Origin of the sequence: Actinophytocola sp. (assembly GCF_036555685.1) — a bacterium.
Taxonomy (GTDB): Bacteria; Actinomycetota; Actinomycetes; order Mycobacteriales; family Pseudonocardiaceae; genus Actinophytocola.
On record NZ_DATBKY010000267.1, the window covers coordinates 37,969 to 53,002 of the forward strand.

The 15,034-nt window shown below is 72.4% G+C and carries 14 protein-coding genes and 1 pseudogene; 6 read left to right on the plus strand and 9 right to left on the minus strand.

The annotated features are described in order from the left end of the window. Positions 1 to 72: 72 nt before the first annotated feature. From VH969_RS27330 to VH969_RS27345, 4 genes and pseudogenes are all read left to right on the plus strand, one after another. A complete protein-coding gene (locus tag VH969_RS27330; RefSeq protein WP_331979305.1) occupies positions 73 to 1,392 on the plus strand; it encodes an MFS transporter in 1,320 nt (439 codons plus the stop codon). Then, positions 1,389 to 2,147, plus strand: a complete 759-nt coding sequence (locus VH969_RS27335) for a 5-oxoprolinase subunit PxpA (protein ID WP_331979306.1) — start codon at positions 1,389 to 1,391, stop codon at positions 2,145 to 2,147. Before VH969_RS27330 ends, VH969_RS27335 begins: the two co-directional genes overlap by 4 nt. Continuing rightward, positions 2,144 to 2,743 (plus strand): annotated as a pseudogene (gene pxpB, locus VH969_RS27340) (5-oxoprolinase subunit PxpB); the annotation flags it as partial. The gene VH969_RS27335 and the pseudogene pxpB, both read left to right, overlap by 4 nt. Positions 2,744 to 2,776: 33 nt before the next feature. Continuing rightward, positions 2,777 to 3,658, plus strand: coding sequence for a 5-oxoprolinase subunit C family protein (locus VH969_RS27345; RefSeq protein ID WP_331979367.1), 882 nt, complete (start codon positions 2,777 to 2,779; stop codon positions 3,656 to 3,658). Here the strand turns inward: VH969_RS27345 and VH969_RS27350 are convergent. Beyond that, entirely contained in the window at positions 3,637 to 4,320 is a 684-nt protein-coding gene (locus VH969_RS27350) for a GntR family transcriptional regulator (protein ID WP_331979308.1), read from the minus strand. The genes VH969_RS27345 and VH969_RS27350 overlap by 22 nt on opposite strands. Positions 4,321 to 4,412: 92 nt before the next feature. Here VH969_RS27350 and VH969_RS27355 point away from each other — a divergent pair, with 92 nt between their 5' ends. Both VH969_RS27355 and VH969_RS27360 read left to right on the plus strand, forming a co-directional pair. Further along, positions 4,413 to 4,919: a hypothetical protein gene (locus tag VH969_RS27355; protein WP_331979310.1), complete on the plus strand. Its 507-nt coding sequence runs from the start codon at positions 4,413 to 4,415 to the stop codon at positions 4,917 to 4,919. Positions 4,920 to 5,017: 98 nt separating this feature from the next. Continuing rightward, positions 5,018 to 5,737: a GntR family transcriptional regulator gene (locus tag VH969_RS27360; RefSeq protein WP_331979312.1), complete on the plus strand. Its 720-nt coding sequence runs from the start codon at positions 5,018 to 5,020 to the stop codon at positions 5,735 to 5,737. A gap of 13 nt (positions 5,738 to 5,750) precedes the next feature. Here VH969_RS27360 and VH969_RS27365 read toward each other — a convergent pair whose 3' ends face one another. From VH969_RS27365 to VH969_RS27400, 8 genes are read right to left on the minus strand one after another with little or no spacing between them, the layout of a single operon-like run. Next, a complete protein-coding gene (locus VH969_RS27365; protein WP_331979314.1) occupies positions 5,751 to 7,193 on the minus strand; it encodes a UbiD family decarboxylase in 1,443 nt (480 codons plus the stop codon). Further along, positions 7,193 to 8,179 carry an ABC transporter substrate-binding protein gene (locus tag VH969_RS27370; RefSeq protein WP_331979316.1) on the minus strand — a complete coding sequence of 329 codons (987 nt, stop codon included), beginning with the start codon at positions 8,177 to 8,179 and terminating at the stop codon, positions 7,193 to 7,195. Before VH969_RS27370 ends, VH969_RS27365 begins: the two co-directional genes overlap by 1 nt. 56 nt (positions 8,180 to 8,235) lie before the next feature. Next, complete coding sequence (locus VH969_RS27375; protein ID WP_331979318.1) at positions 8,236 to 9,075, minus strand: ABC transporter permease; 840 nt, start codon at positions 9,073 to 9,075, stop codon at positions 8,236 to 8,238. Then, positions 9,047 to 9,901 (minus strand): ABC transporter ATP-binding protein, encoded by an 855-nt coding sequence (locus VH969_RS27380; RefSeq protein ID WP_331979320.1) that lies wholly within the window; start codon positions 9,899 to 9,901, stop codon positions 9,047 to 9,049. Before VH969_RS27380 ends, VH969_RS27375 begins: the two co-directional genes overlap by 29 nt. Then, positions 9,898 to 10,893 carry an amidohydrolase family protein gene (locus VH969_RS27385; protein ID WP_331979322.1) on the minus strand — a complete coding sequence of 332 codons (996 nt, stop codon included), beginning with the start codon at positions 10,891 to 10,893 and terminating at the stop codon, positions 9,898 to 9,900. Before VH969_RS27385 ends, VH969_RS27380 begins: the two co-directional genes overlap by 4 nt. After that, a complete protein-coding gene (locus VH969_RS27390) occupies positions 10,886 to 11,206 on the minus strand; it encodes an alpha/beta fold hydrolase (RefSeq protein WP_331979324.1) in 321 nt (106 codons plus the stop codon). Before VH969_RS27390 ends, VH969_RS27385 begins: the two co-directional genes overlap by 8 nt. Next, entirely contained in the window at positions 11,203 to 14,478 is a 3,276-nt protein-coding gene (locus tag VH969_RS27395) for a molybdopterin cofactor-binding domain-containing protein (RefSeq protein ID WP_331979326.1), read from the minus strand. Before VH969_RS27395 ends, VH969_RS27390 begins: the two co-directional genes overlap by 4 nt. Next, positions 14,465 to 14,959, minus strand: a complete 495-nt coding sequence (locus tag VH969_RS27400) for a (2Fe-2S)-binding protein (protein ID WP_331979328.1) — start codon at positions 14,957 to 14,959, stop codon at positions 14,465 to 14,467. The genes VH969_RS27395 and VH969_RS27400 overlap by 14 nt, the downstream gene beginning before the upstream one ends. Positions 14,960 to 15,034 lie beyond the last annotated feature (75 nt).

Below are 15,034 nucleotides of genomic sequence, written 5' to 3' on the forward strand. Positions count from 1 at the left end.
GTATTGCAGGATTGTTCAACGAAATCTAGCTTCAACGGAACCCACCCATGCCGTAGACGGGACGTGAACACCATGACCACTCCCCGGAACACCGTGGATCCACGGTCCCTGCGCCGGGCCTACGCGGCGAGCCTGTCCGGAACCGCGCTGGAGTACTACGACTTCGCGGCCTACTCGGTCGCCGCGGCGACGGTCTTCGGCGACCTGTTCTTCCCGTCCGGCGACGATCTCGTCGGCACCATGGCCGCGTTCTCCACCTACGCCGTCGGCTACCTCGCCCGCCCGCTCGGCGGGTTCCTCTTCGGCCGGCTCGGCGACGTACTGGGGCGCAAGAAGGTTCTCGTCCACACGCTGCTGCTGGCGGGCACGGCGACGTTCCTCATCGGCCTGCTACCCACCCACGTGGCGGTCGGCGGCACGGCCGCGGTGCTCCTGGTGCTGCTGCGCTTCGCGCAGGGCGTTGCGGTCGGCGGCGAGTGGGGCGGCGCGGTGCTGCTCTCGAGCGAGTACGGCGACCCGCGGCGGCGCGGCTTCTGGGCCTCCGCCGCGCAGATCGGCCCGCCCGCCGGCACGCTGATCGCGAACGGCGTGCTCGCGCTGCTGTCCGCGACGCTGACCGACGAGGCGTTCACCTCGTGGGGCTGGCGGGTCGCCTTCCTGCTGTCCGCCGTGCTGGTCGCGTTCGGACTGTGGCTGCGGCTGCGGCTCGAGGAGACGCCGGTGTTCAAGCAGATCGCCGAGCGGGGCGAGCGGCCGACGGCGCCGGTGTCCGAGGTGGCCCGCCGGGAGTGGCGCGCGGTGCTCGCCGGCGTGCTGGCGCGGGTGTGCCCGGACGTCCTCTACTCGCTGTTCACCGTGTTCATGCTGACCTACATCACCAACGAGCTCGGCATGTCCCGCGGCGAGGGCTCGGCCGCGGTGATGATCGGCTCGGCCTGCCAGCTGGTGCTGATCCCCGCGTTCGGCGCGCTGTCGGACCGGATGAACCGCCGCCGGCTCTACGTGTACGGCACGGTCGCGGCCGCGGTGTGGCCGTTCGTGTTCTTCCCGATGATCGCCGGCGGCTCGTTCCTGCTGCTGGTGCTCGGTACGGTCGTGGCGCTCGCGATCCACGCGATGCTGTACGGCCCGCAGGCGGCGCTGATCATCGAGCAGTTCTCGCCGCGGCTGCGCTACACGGGCTCGTCGCTCGCCTACACGCTGGCCGGGGTCATCGGCGGGGCGCCGGCTCCACTGATCCTCACCGCGCTGCTCGCCGGGTTCGACAGCTGGTGGGTCGTCGGCGGGTACGTCGTCCTCACCGCCGTGCTGACCGGCATCGGCATCGCGATCTCGCGGGACCCCGTCGTCGAGTCCGAAGAGGACGCCGTGCTGGCCGAGGCGAGACCATGACCGTGCTCGACCTCAACTGCGATGTCGCGGAAGGGTTCGGCGCCTGGCGGATCGCCGACGACGACGCCCTGCTGACCGTCGTCACCGGCGCGAACATCGCGTGCGGCTTCCATGCGGGCGACCCGTCGGCGATGCGCCGGGCGTGCGTGGGCGCGGTGCGGCACGGCGTGGCGATCGGCGCGCACGTCGGCTACCGCGACCTCGCCGGCTTCGGCCGCCGCTTCCTCGACGTCGACCCGGCTGAGCTGACCGACGACGTGCTCTACCAGCTGGGTGCGCTGGCGGCGTTCGCGACGGCGGCCGGCGGGCGGATCGGGTACGTGAAGCCGCACGGCGCGCTGTACGGGGCGATCGGCTCGAACGACGGCCAGGCCGGCGCGGTCGTCGAGGCGGTGCGCCAGTTCGACCCGTCGCTGCCGGTGCTGGGCATGCCCGGTTCGCGCTGGCTGGCGCAGGCCGCCGCCGCGGGTCTGCCGACGGTGCCGGAGGCGTTCGCGGACCGGGCGTACCTCCCGGACGGCCGGCTGGTCCCCCGCCGCTCGCCGGGCGCGGTGCTGACCGACCCCGCGGCGGTGGCATCGCGGGTCGTGCGGCTGGTGACGGCCGGCGAGGTCGAGGCGGCGGACGGGTCGGTGCTGCCGATGCACGCGCGGTCGGTGTGCGTGCACGGCGACACCCCCGGCGCGGTCCAGCTGGCCCGGGCCGCGCGGGCCGCCCTGGTCGGCGCCGGCGCGGCGGTGCGGAGCTTCGTGTGAGGGTGCTGGCGTGCGGCGACGCGGCGTTGCTGGTGGATGCCGGCGACGCGGCGCTGGGCGTGTACGCCGCACTGCTCGACCGGCCTCTCGAAGGCGTCACCGACCTCGTGCCGGCGGCTCGCACGGTGCTGGTCCGGTTCGACCCCGCGGTGGTGCCCGCGCCGCGGCTGGAGCGGAGGCTCGCGGAGGTGCGGCCGGTGCCGGTGGCCGCTGGCTCGGGCGAGCTCGTGACCGTGCCGGTGCACTACGACGGCGCGGACCTGGCAGAGGTCGGCCGGCTCACCGGGCTCGGCGAGGACGGCGTGATCGAGGCGCACGCGGCGGCGCGGTACGTGGTGGCGTTCTCCGGCTTCGCCCCCGGTTTCGGGTACCTGACCGGGCTGGACCCGCGGCTGCGCCTCCCCCGGCGCGGCACGCCCCGGGTGCGCGTGCCGGCGGGCGCGGTCGGGGTGGCGGGTGAGTTCACCGGCGTGTACCCGCGCTCCTCGCCGGGTGGCTGGCACCTGCTCGGCCGCACGTCGGTGTCGCTGTGGGACCCGCGCCGCGCACCGCCCGCGCTGCTGCGGCCGGGCACCCGCGTGCGGTTCGAGCCGGTGGGCACGTTGCGGTCCGGCCCCGCGCCGGCGTGCGTGCCGCCCGCACCCGGCCCGCCCGGGATCGAGGTGGTCCACTGTGGACCGCTGACGACCGTGCAGGACCGCGGGCGGCTCGGCTACGCGGCACTCGGGGTCGGCCGGTCCGGGCCCGCGGACGCGCCGGCGTTCGGGCTCGCGAACCGGTTGGTTGGCAACGACGAGGGTGCCGCCTGCCTGGAGCTGACGTTCGGCTCGGCGACGCTGGCCTTCCGCCGGGCCACGCGGGTCGCGGTGACCGGAGCGCCGTGCCCGCTGGACCGCGGGGCGATGAACGCGCCGTTCACGGTGCCGGCCGGCGGGCGGCTGACCATCGGCGCGCCCTCGTCCGGGGTGCGGACCTACGTGGCGGTTCGCGGCGGGTTCGCCGTCGCGCCGACGCTGGGCTCCCGGTCCACGGATGTGCTGTCGGGTCTCGGTCCCGCGCCACTGTCGGCGGGCGACCTGCTGCCGGTCGGCACCGCCTACTGTGGACCGCCGCCTGCGGTCGACGTGGCGCCGGTCAACCCGCCGCCGGCCGGCGACCTGGTCGTCCGGGTCTCGCCGGGACCGCGCGCGGACTGGTGCACGCGGTCCGCTTTGCGCACGCTGTCGGCCAGTCCCTTCGCGGTGACCGCGGACAGCAACCGCGTCGGCGTCCGGCTCGCCGGTCCGGCCCTGCGGCGAGCCCGCCACGAGGAGCTGCCCAGCGAGGGCATGGTCCCCGGCGCGATCCAGGTGCCGCCGTCCGGGCAGCCGGTGGTGTTCCTCGCCGACCATCCGGTCACCGGCGGGTACCCGGTGGTCGCGGTGGTGCACTCGGCCGACCTGCCGCTCCTCGCGCAGGCGCGCCCCGGGCAGCGGATCCGGTTCCGCGCTCAGCCCGCGGCGGACCGGTAGGCCTCGACCAGCTGGTGCTCGGAGTCGTCCAGGTACTTGTGCAGCAGGCGGTCCGCGGCCGGCCCGTCGCCGGTCTCGATCACCTTGAGGATCTCCCGGTTGCGCTCCAGGTACGGCTCGTGGAAGCGCCGCGGGTCGGACATCGAGTGGAAGTGCAGGCGGAGCTCCGCGAGGACGCCACGCATCAGCTCGTCGACCCGCGGGCTGCCGGCCAGGGCGGCGACCGCCTGGTGGAACACCATGTTCGCGGTGCCCAGCGCCCGCCAGTCCGCCGCTTTCATGGCCTGCTCGCCCTGCGAGACGGACTTCGCCATGTCGGTGACGTCGGGCGGACGGCCGTCGAGGCCCCGGACCGCGCCACACTCGACCAGCTTGCGGACCCGGTAGACGTCGACGAGATCGTCGACGGTCAGCTTGCAGACGAAGACGCCCCGGTTGAGCTCGTGCACGAGCAGCCGCTCGTGGGTCAGCAGCCGGAACGCCTCGCGCAGCGTGTTGCGCGATACGCCGAGCGCGGAGCCGATCGAGTCCTCCGCGAGCCGCTGCCCGGGCGCGAAGTAACCCTCGATGATCCGCGATCGAAGGATGTCGGCCAGCCGCTCGACCGTGCTGGTCCGGCCGAGCAGGCTGCGGTCCGCCGCCAGCTCCAGATCCGGGCTCACCGCGTGTCACACCCTTTCTGACCTGCGATATCCAGGCCTGATTGTATCGTCACCCCGTATCGTGGACGGCGCCGGTCCACTGAGGAGACGACATGGCCGACCCCGACGTCCTGCACCGCATGGACCTCGCGGCACCCGGTGGACGGCGGCTCGAGGCCTCCGGAGTCTTCCACCTTCGCGGCGCGGTCTACACGGTCACGTTCGAAAATCCCGCCGGGCTCGCCACCTTTCTCGAGCTCTACGTGGCCGAGGCCGACGATACGAAGGTCGCCCGCCTGCATCTCACGCCGGAGGGTACCGGGCTGCCGGCGTCGAACCTGCGATTTCAGCTCAGCCGCGCGCACGAGGTAGCGGCGGCGGTGCTGATCGCCATGGACGCCGACGGCCGCAGCCACTCGTGGATGACGCACGGCGCGGCCGGCCGGGCGAACGTCCTGCTGGCACACGACACGTGGCATCCGATGGAGACCGTGCTGCCACCGGAGTCGTTCATCACCGTTTCGCAGCTGAGGACGGTCCTGCACCAGTGGGCGTTCGGCGAGATGCTCCCGCCACCGGCGGTTCGTTGGCAGTCCGTTCGGGACGTCGGCTGGTTCTGAACGATGTTTTTCCATAACGCGCGCAATACGCGTGGCCGCGACGATTCGCACGCTATTATCCATCCATGGTGAGCCCGAAATCCGGCGGAAACTCGATAGTGCGGCCGGTCGGCACCGAGCCGTCCGCCGGACATCTCGAGATCCTGCGGGTGCTCGGCCGTTCGGAGAACGCGGACAGTGTCGTCGACCAGATCCTGGTCGCGGTCGGCACGGCCATTGTGGAGGCTCGGCTGCGCCCCGGCGACGACCTCAACTCCGTCGAGCTGGCCCGGACGTTCCAGAGCAGCCGGACTCCGGTGCGGGAAGCACTGCTCACCCTGGAAAGAGAAGGCCTGGTGGAGATCGCCGCGCACCGGCGGCCGCGGGTGCGGCGGCTGCTGCTCGCCGAGGTGCGGGATATTTACGAGCTGCGCGCCACCCTGTATGCATTGGTGAGCAGGCGCATTGTCGAAAATGCGACGGAATCCGACATAGCGTTGTTGCGGGACAACCAGCGACAGCTGGAAGCGGCGGCCGCGGCCGGCGATGTCGACCGCTACTTCTGGCTGAATGTCGGTTTCCGAAACAATGAGGCGATGATCGCCGGCAACCAGACGGTGCGCCGAGTTCTCGACAGCGTGGGCGTGCGCACGCTGCAATTACGGCACCTGAGCCTTTCCCTGCCCGGCCGCCTGCGCACGTCCGTTGCGGACCACGAGCGGCTGATCCGGGCCTACGAGGAGCGGGAGAGCGACCTCGCGGCCGCTCTGACCCAGTCGATCGTTCGCCGTGGACTCAAGGCCATCGAGGGTTCCGGTTGGACGGGCCAGCCCGACTAGCGTCGGGCCGGTCTCACCCCAGTACATCCGGCCACCGGTCGGTCATGCGGGACAGCAGGTCCGGGCTCGCCTCCGCCACCTCCGGGAAGTCCGCCAGGCGCTCGAACGGCCGGCACGCGTCGATCACCGCGCGGCTGTTGTACGCCGGGCCGCCCTCGCGGAGCGGGTCAACCCGGCTGCCCCACGTGTACCGCATCACCTCGATGTCGCGTTCCGGCTCCGTCCTCGTGCACACCGACCACATGACGTCGTTCAGGCTGCGCGGGTCCACGTCGCCGTCCACCACGATCACGAACTTGTTCATGTACGCGGCCGCCGGCAGCTGTGACGTCAGGTACGCCGCCTGCCGCGCGTGCCCGGCGTAGCGCTGGTCGATCGCCACGACCAGCAGCTGGCGCCCGCCGCCGACCTCGTGCGACCAGACCCCGCGGACACCCGGCAGGCCCGTGCGGACCAGCGCCGCCTGGATCATCGCCGACTTCATCACGCTGCGCATGTACGAGTAGTCGTGCGGCGGTTTGCCCGGCGGCGCGCCGAGCAGGATCGGGTCGTCGCGGTGGTAGACGCGCGTGATCTCCATGTCCAGCACGGGTTCCACGCCACCCGAGTAGTACCCGGTCCACTCGCCGAACGGGCCTTCCGGCAGCCGGCGGTCCGGGTACAGCCAGCCCTCGACGGCGATCTCCGAGTGCGCCGGGATGGGCAGGCCCGTGTCCAGACCGCGGACGACGGAGACCGGCCGGCCCATCACCGCGCCCGCGTAGTCCAGCTCGGACACCCCGCCCGGCACCTCGGTCCCGGCCACGACGAGCAGCAGCGGGTCGTGCCCGAGCGACGCGGTGACCGGCGCCCGGCCGGCCCGTGCGAACCACGACCGGACGTGCATCGCGCCGTGCTTGCCCGACTCGATGTTGATCGTCGCCGACCGCCCGTCCCGCTGGACCTGCATGCGGTACGCGCCCGCGTTCGGCACGCCCGTGTCCGGGTCGGTCGTGAACACCGCGCAGCCGGTGCCGGCGTACCGGCCGCCGTCGCCGGCGTGCCAGCGCGGGACCGGGAACGACAGCAGGTCGACGTCGTCGCCGGAGCGCACGTGCGAGGTGATCGGTCCACTGTCGACCGTCCGGGCCGGGAACCTCGCCGCGTCGTCGGCCCACCGGGCCGGCCCGTCGCGCAGCTCGTGCACCAGGCGGCGGTCGTCGCAGTCGGTGCCCAGGCGCAGCGTGACGCCGAGCCGGCGGGCGTTGCCGGTGCTCGCGGTCAGCACCCGCCACCCGCGCGCGTACCCGGGCACCGCGTCGAACAGCAGCGCGGGCGGCGAGGCGCGCTTGTAGCTGGCCTCGGAGATCGCGCCGATCTCGAGGTCCCAGCCGGCGCCCTCGACGGTCTTCAGCTCCCCGAGGTCGCCGACCAGGTCCAGCCACTCGCGCAGGTCGGTGTAGTCGACCGAACCCATCACGCCTTCTCGTACAGCTTCTCGATGAACCCGTCGGACTTCAGCTTGTCCAGGAAGCTGTTGTCCACGTACTTGCCGACGTCGGCCGGCGCGGGTTTGCCGGTCTCCTTGGCGGCGACGTCGAACGCGTCCTTGATCAGGTCGGGCTCGACCCGCGGCTCCTTGACCCACAGCTTGTCGAAGAAGTCGTAGGAGTACTCCGCGAGCGCCTCGTCGTCCACCCCGCTGTGCTTGCGAATGCTCGCGATCGCCTGCTTGCGGTCCTTGTGCAGGATCGACAGGCACTCCACCTCGGACTTCACGAACGCCTGCACCGCCTTCGAGTTCACCTTGAGGTACTGGCCGGTGATCGTGTACGCGTTGCTCGCGGCCGGGTACTTGGTGAAGTCGAGGATCTTGTCGAAGCCCTTCTCCCGGGTCTGCGTGCCGTTCGGCGGCTGGGTGACGATCGCGTCCACCGAGCCCTGCTCCAGCGCGGCCACCTCCGCCGGCACGCTCTTGAGGTACACCGGCTCGACCTCGATGCCCGTGTCCTTCACCCACGCCTTCAGCGCCGCGTCACCGAGCGAGCCCGGCGAGGACAGGCCGATCTTGCGGCCCTTGACGTCCTCGGGCGACTTGATCTCCGACTTGCCCCACATCTCCAGGTAGTACACCGGCATCGGGAGCGCGACGTAGCGCAGGTCGACGCCGCGCACGATGCCGGCGGCGGTCGAGCTGGCCACGCCCGCGCCGATGTTGACGCTGTTCGACGACAGCGACGCGAGCAGCTGCGAGCTCGAGTTCAGCCGGGTGAGCTTGACGTCGAGGCCGTTCTTCTCGAACACGCCCTTGTCCTCGCACACGTACAGGTCCGAGTACGCCGCGCCGATCTGGGTGTAGCCGACCGTCAGGCTCATCGAGGGCTCGTCGCTCGCGCCCTTCCCGCAGCCGGCCAGCATGGTCACGGCCGCGACGGCGGCCAGGAGTAACGCCTTGGTTCGCATGATCCGTCCTCCATGACGGGTGAAGAAAGCTCGGTCGGTCCTTTCAGTCGGTCCCTTCAGTCATTGACCGACCAGAAGGTGAGCCGCCGTTCCAGGTAGGCGACGCCCCGGGTGAGGACGACTGCCACCACGGCGATGACCCCGATCGCGGCCATGGCCGCGTCCATCTCGAAGTTCGAGGTCTCGACCTGCACCACGTAGCCGAGACCGTCGGTGCCCATGAACAGCTCGGCGACGATCGCGCCGACGAGCGCGCGACCGACCGCCTGGCGGACACCGGCGAGGATGTAGGGAAGGGTCGCGGGGAGCGCCACCGACCACAGGGTGCGTGGCCGGGAGGCGCAGAAGACCTGGGAGACCCGCAGGTAGTCGGGATCGAGGTTGCGGCCGCCGGCCACCACGTTGATCAGCAGCGGGAACAGCGCGCTCCACACCACGATCACGATGCGGGCCTCGCCGCCGATGCCGAACCAGAAGATGATGATGGGCAGGAACACCACGAACGGCACCGCGTACATGATGCTGATCATCTGCTCGGTCAGTCCATAGAGGACCGGCGTGCGGCCGATGATCAGGCCGAGCGGGATGCCGACCACGAGCGTGATCGCCATGCCGATGCCGACCGAGGCCAGGGTGGCGCCGACGGGCGGCCACACCTCGCCGGAGCGGATCGAGTCGAACAGCGAGCCGAGCGCACCCAGCGGCGAGCTGGTGAAGTTCGCGTCGACCACGCCGACCGCGACCGCCAGCTGCCACAGCACGAACACCGACAGCAGGCCGATGAGGCCGAGCCACAGCTCCCGGTGGCGGCTCCACCGGGTCGGCTTGCGGGTGTCGGTGCCCTTGGCGGTGGAGGACCTGAGGGCGTCAACCGGTGACGGCCGCAGCGCTGTCATCCGCTCGCTCCTTTCCCGTGTCGTTTCCCGGTTCGCGGCCGGTCGCCTGCCGCATCACGAGGTCGAGGATGTAGTCGGTGTACGCGAGCGCCTCGCGGGAGCGCTTGAGCTCCGGGCGGCGCGGGCGGGGCAGGTCGACGTCGATCGACTCCACCACGTGCGCCGGGCCGCGGGAGAAGACGATCACGCGGTCGGCGAGGAACACCGCCTCGGGCACGTCGTGGGTGATGAAGAGCGCGGTCTTGCCCTCGTTCACCTCGTCGGCCTGCCAGACCCGCATCAGCTCTTCCTGCATGACCTCGCGCGTCTGCGCGTCGAGCGCGGCGAACGGCTCGTCGAGCAGGAGGAGCTCGGGGTCGGTGACGAGCGCGCGGGCGAGGTTGACGCGCTGCATCATGCCGCCCGAGAGCTCCTTGGGGTACAGGTCCTCCTTGCCGCCGAGCCCGACGAGCTCGAGCAGGTCGCGGGCGCGCCGGCGGCCGGTGGCGTCGAGCTTGCGCTGTGCCTGCAGGGCGAACTCGACGTTGCCGAGCACCGTGCGCCACGGGAAGAGCGAGGCGTGCTGGAAGACCAGCGACCGGTCGAGGCCCGGGCCGTCGATCGGCCTGCCGGACAGGTCCATCCGGCCGCCGGAGATCGGCTGCAGGCCGGCGACCGCGGACAGGAACGTGGTCTTCCCGCAACCGCTCGGCCCGACGATCGCGACGAACTCGTTGTTGCGTATCTCCAGGTTCAGGCCCCTGCAGGCGGCGTTGTACGCACCGCTTCGCTTGGACCGGTAGCCGAGCTGGAGGTCGTCGACCACCAGCTTGTAGCCGTCATTCACCGTGTTCGCCTCCTTGCGAGCAACCCGGCCGGGGTGGTGGACAGGATCTGGCCGCGGGCCGCCTCGTCGTCGATCGCCTTGCCGACCGAGCCGACGGGGTCGGAGTCGGCCATGGGGAAGGGGTAGTCGCTGCCGAGCACGACCCGTCCCGCGGCGAAGTTCTCCAGGTACCGCAGGGCGTCCGGGTCGTGCAGGACCGTGTCGAAGTGGAAGTGGCGCAGCAGCTCGCGCGGCGGGTGCGCGGAGCGCGAGCGGGCGGCCTCGGGTGCGGTGGTCGCACCGCGGGCCAGCCGGCCGATCTGGTAGGGCAGGAACCCGCCGCCGTGCACGAGCAGGAACCGCAGGCCGGGGTGGCGGTCGAGCACGCCGCCGAGCAGCAGCGCGGCGGCGGCGTTGGTGGTCTCCGCGGGGTTGCCGGTGAGGATGTGGAGGAAGAGCCGGCGGTGCCGGTCGGGCACGTCGAGCTCGGCGGGGTGGATGACGACGGGCACGCCGAGCTCCTCGGCCGCCGTCCAGAACGGGTCGAGCACGGGTTCGTCCAACCCACCGTGCTCGACCCGGGCTCCGATCTGCACCGCGACGTGGCCCAGCTCCGTCACGGCGTGGTCCAGCTCGGCGGCGGCGAGCCCGGGATCCTGCAAGGGAACCGCGGCCGCCGCCGCGAACCGCCGGGGGTGCGCGGCGACCAGCGCCGCGAGCGCCTCGTTCTGCACGCGCGCGAGCCAGCGCCCGGCCTCGGGCGGCAGGTGGTAGCCGGCGAGGTCCATCCAGCCGGCGACCAGCTGGACGTCCACGCCCGCCTCGTCCATCCAGGACAGTCGCGCGGCCACGTCGGTCAGGCCGGGGAGCACGGGCAGCCCGGTGAGCCGCTCGCCGACGCGGATCCGGTCGCCCTCGACGGCGATGCCGTGCGCGGCGCCGCCGGCCTCGATGCGGGCGACCGCGTCCGCGCCGACGTGGTGGGCGTGCAGGTCGACGACCGGCTCAGCCACGGCTCGCCACCTCCCGGACGATCGACTCGATGACTCCGGCGACCTCCGCCGGCGGCTCGAGCGGGGTCAGGTGGCGGCCCTTCGGCAGCACGTTGAGCGGCACGCCGCCGAGGCGCTCCCCGAGGTCGCGGGCCATCGGCACCGGGGTGGCCGGGTCGTCCTCCCCGACGACCACCGCGGCGGGCACCCGGACGGCGGCGATCCGCTCGCGCAGGTCGGCCGCGCCGAGCAGGCGGCACGTCGCGGCGTAGCTGTCGAGGTCGTTGGCGAGGAACGTCTTGGCCGGGAACCGTTGGTGGGCCAGGGAGATCATGCCGCCGCCCCTCGTTCGGCCCGGCGCAGCGCGTTGCGCAGCGCGCGGGCCCCGAACACCGCGATCATGCGGCGCTTGTAGGCCGCGGAGCCGCGCACGTCCGACCACGGCTCGGCCTGCTCCGCCGCCCGCTCGGCGAGGTCGCTGATCGCGGCCTCGTCGAGGACCTCGACGTCGGCGGGGACGAGCAGCGGGGCCCCACGTACTGAGCCGACCGCGAGCCGGACCGTCGTGTGCCGTTCGCCGATCGCCACCACGGCGGCGACGCTCACGCACGCGTACTCCCAGACACCGCGGACGAGGAACTTCTCGTACGCCGAACCGGTTCGACGGCCCGGCCGGGGCAGCCGGAACTCGCGCAGCAGCTCCCCCGCACCCAGCGCGCTCAGCCCGGCGAGGTCGCTCACCCGCTCGCCGCCCGCGCTCGCGAGGACCACCCGCGCGCCCGCCGCGACGAGCGCCACCGGCGGGTCGTGCGTGGGGTCGAACGCCGCGACGTTGCCGCCAAGGGTGACCGAGCGCCGGATACGTCCGGTGGCGACGGAACCGGCCGCCTCGGCCACGACCGTCCACTGTGAACGGATGGCGGGGTGCGCGGCGATCGCGTCGAGCCGCTCGCCCGCGCCGATGCGCAGCTCCGTCTCGCCGGCCTCGATGCCGCGCAGCAGCCCGGCGACCGGCACGAGCGTGTCCGCGGCCGGCCGGCCGGCCGCGCGGCGGGCGAGCGTGAGCCCGACACCGCCACCGACCGGCACGGCCGAGCCGGCGAGCAGGTCGATGGCGCCGGCAAGATCGGCGGGAGCGACGATCGAAGGCAGTTCCGCCTCCCCGCGATCAACCCTTGTGGTCGCCTTGGATCGACGTGGTTCGGTTCGGCACGTGCTTGTGGCCGGGTCGCGTCCCGTTCGCCTCGGGTGCGGTTGTGAGCCGCGCGGCTCATGCGGTGTCATGCCGGCGCACTTGTCCGGGTGGAGCGCCCAGTAGATCTTTTCGGCGGTGATGGGTAGCTCGTGGATGCGCACGCCGACCGCGTCGGCGATCGCGCTGGCCACGATCGCCGGGACCGGGTCGAGTGCGATCTCGCCGACGCCCTTGGCGCCGAACGGGCCGGTCGGCTCGTAGGAGTCGGCGAACGCCACGTGCAGCCTCGGCATGACGCCCGCGGTCGGCAGCTTGTAGTCGACGTAGTTGGCGCGGTCCGGCTCGGCCGCCGGGCCGGCGAACCACTCGGTCATCGCCAGCCCGATGCCTTGCGCGACCGCGCCTTCGACCTGGCCCTGTGCGAGCGCCGGGTTGAGCACCGTGCCGCAGTCGGCGACCGCGGCGAGCTCGACTATCCGTACCGCGCCGGTGTACGGGTCGACCTCGACCTCGGCGGCCTCGGCGACGAAGTTGTACGCGCCGGACTCGTTGCCGTAGCGGCTCTCGTCGGGAAAGTCGGACGGGTTGTCGAACGAGCCGACGCCCACGATGGGCTCGCCGCCGGGCCGGTAGATCAGCTTGCGGACCGCGGCGCCGACCGGGATGCGCAGGTCGGGATCCACGGCCGGGGCGACCAGCACGCCGTCGACCACGTCCAGCTCCGCGGCCGGGATCCCGGTGCGCTCGGCGGTGCCGTCGACCAGCTTGCGGCGCGCGGCGAGGGCGGCGTCGCGCACGGCGTTGCCGGCCACGTACGTGACGCGGCTGGCGAGCGCGCCGAGCGCGTGGGTCGCGATGTCGGTGTCCGGTTTGGACATGTCGACGTCCTCGATCGGCAGGCCGATGGACGCGGCGGCGATCTGGCAGAGCGTGGTTCGCGCGCCGGTGCCGATCTCGCCCTCGCCGACGATGACCGTGGCGCGGCCGTCCTCGTTCATCCGCACGATCGCCGAGCTGCCGTCCCAGTCGCCGAAGCTGCGCCGGCCGGACACGTGCACGCTGGCGCCGATCGCGAGCCCGCGGTTCGGCAACGGGCGCGCCTTCTTCTCCCGCCAGCCGATCAGGTCGGCGGCCTTCTCGATGCACTGCTTGAGCTCGCAACTGCCGATCTTGTGATTGTGCGGGGACACCCAGCCGGGCTCGACCGCGTTGCGCAGCATCAGGTCCACGACGTCGATGCCGAGCTCGTGGGCGGCGAGGTCCCAGGCCTGGCCGACCGCCCAGTCCGCGGACGGGTTGCCGAAGCCGCGGAACGCGCCGGTCGGCACCAGGTTGGTGTAGACGAGCCGCGAGTCGGCACGGACGGCCTTGTACTTGTAGATCGCGTCGTGCCGGACGGTGGCCGCGCCGAGCACGGCCTGGGCCTTGCCGGTGTAGGCGCCGTTGTCGGCGAGCACGCGGAGGTCCTTGGCGGTGACCAGGCCGTCGCGGGTGAAGCCGAGGGTGACGTCGTAGCGCATGGGGATCCGCGGGCGGCTCGCGAGGAACTCCTCCTCGCGGCTCAGCACGAGCTGGACCGGCCGGCCGGCCGCGCGGGAGAGCAGTGCGCAGATGACCGAGCAGTTGTCGTCGCCGGACTTGCCGCCGAAGCCGCCGCCGACCTCCGTCTGGATCACCCGGACGTGCCGCTCGGCGACATCGAGCGCGGTGGCGTAGCGCTGCCGGGCGAGGAACGGGGTCTGCGTGTTGACCCACAGCGTGACCCGGCCGTCGGGCGACCAGTCGGCGACGCAGCCGATCGTCTCGATCGACGAGTGCCACTGCCGGGCCGTCTCCCAGGTGCCCTCGACGACCACGTCGCTGCGGGCGAGCCACCCGTCGACGTCGCCGCGCTCGAGGTTGAAGTGGTGGGCGGTGTTGCGCTCGGCGTCGTCGTGGACCAGCGGCGCGCCGTCGGCGAGCGCGCTGTCCAGGTCGAGCACCGCGGGGAGCGGCTCGTAGTCGACCTCGATGAGCGCGGCCGCCTCGCGCGCGGTGTCCGGGTCGGTGGCCGCGACGGCGGCGACCTCGTCGCCCACGTACCGGACCTTGTCCACGGCCAGCGGGTAGAGGTCCGGCCGGAACGCGCCCCACTTGCGGTGGGCGTGGTCGGCGCTGGTGATGACGGCGTGGACACCGGGGAGCCGGCGCGCCCGCGAAGTGTCGACACTCAGTACGCGAGCGTGCGCGTGGGGCGAGCGGACGACCGCGCCGTAGAGCATCCGCGGCAGGCGCACGTCGGCGACGTACTGCGCGCGGCCGGTGGTCTTGTCGATGCCGTCCAGCCGGCGGACCGACGTGCCGATGAGGCCGGGCTCGGCGAGCACGTCGGGCAGGGTGGTCAGGTCGGTGGTGAGGTCAGGCGTGGCCAACGGTCCCCCCGGCGTTCAGCTCGGCCGCGTGGCGCACCGAGTCGAGGATCTTCACGTACCCGGTGCAGCGGCAGAAGTTGCCGTCCACAGTGGAGGCGATCTGCTCGTCGGTCGGCGCGGCCGCCTTGTCCAGCAACGCTCTCGTGGCCATCAGGTGGCCCGGCGTGCAGAATCCACACTGGAACCCGGCGCGCTCGAGGTAGGCCTGCTGGACGGCGTCGAGGCGCTGGCCGGTGGCCAGGCCCTCGACCGTGCGCACGTCCCGCCCGGCGACCAGGCCGATCATCAGCAGGCAGGCCGGCACCGCCTCGCCGTCCACGAGCACCGTGCAGGCACCGCAGTAGCCGGTGGCGCAGCCGCTCTTGGTCCCGGTGAGGCCGAGCGTGGTGCGCAGGACCTCCAGCAGGGGCCGGCCCGCGTCCGCGACGCCGACCTCGGTGTCCTCGCCGTTGAGCGTGAACCGGACTTGCTGCTGACCCATCTGTCACCTCAGTGTCGACAGTATTGGTGCTCGAGCGGTAGTAGACACCGATGACGGCGGATCTGTCCAGGGTTG

Bases quoted from the DNA above. Each gene is read 5' to 3' on its own strand.
- VH969_RS27330 (WP_331979305.1), top strand. From the start codon at position 73: ATGACCACTCCCCGGAACACCGTGGATCCACGGTCCCTGCGCCGGGCC.
- VH969_RS27335 (WP_331979306.1), top strand. From the start codon at position 1,389: ATGACCGTGCTCGACCTCAACTGCGATGTCGCGGAAGGGTTCGGCGCC.
- VH969_RS27355 (WP_331979310.1), top strand. From the start codon at position 4,413: ATGGCCGACCCCGACGTCCTGCACCGCATGGACCTCGCGGCACCCGGT.
- VH969_RS27365 (WP_331979314.1), bottom strand. From the start codon at position 7,193: ATGGGTTCGGTCGACTACACCGACCTGCGCGAGTGGCTGGACCTGGTC.
- VH969_RS27370 (WP_331979316.1), bottom strand. From the start codon at position 8,179: ATGCGAACCAAGGCGTTACTCCTGGCCGCCGTCGCGGCCGTGACCATG.
- VH969_RS27375 (WP_331979318.1), bottom strand. From the start codon at position 9,075: ATGACAGCGCTGCGGCCGTCACCGGTTGACGCCCTCAGGTCCTCCACC.
- VH969_RS27390 (WP_331979324.1), bottom strand. From the start codon at position 11,206: ATGATCTCCCTGGCCCACCAACGGTTCCCGGCCAAGACGTTCCTCGCC.
- VH969_RS27400 (WP_331979328.1), bottom strand. From the start codon at position 14,959: ATGGGTCAGCAGCAAGTCCGGTTCACGCTCAACGGCGAGGACACCGAG.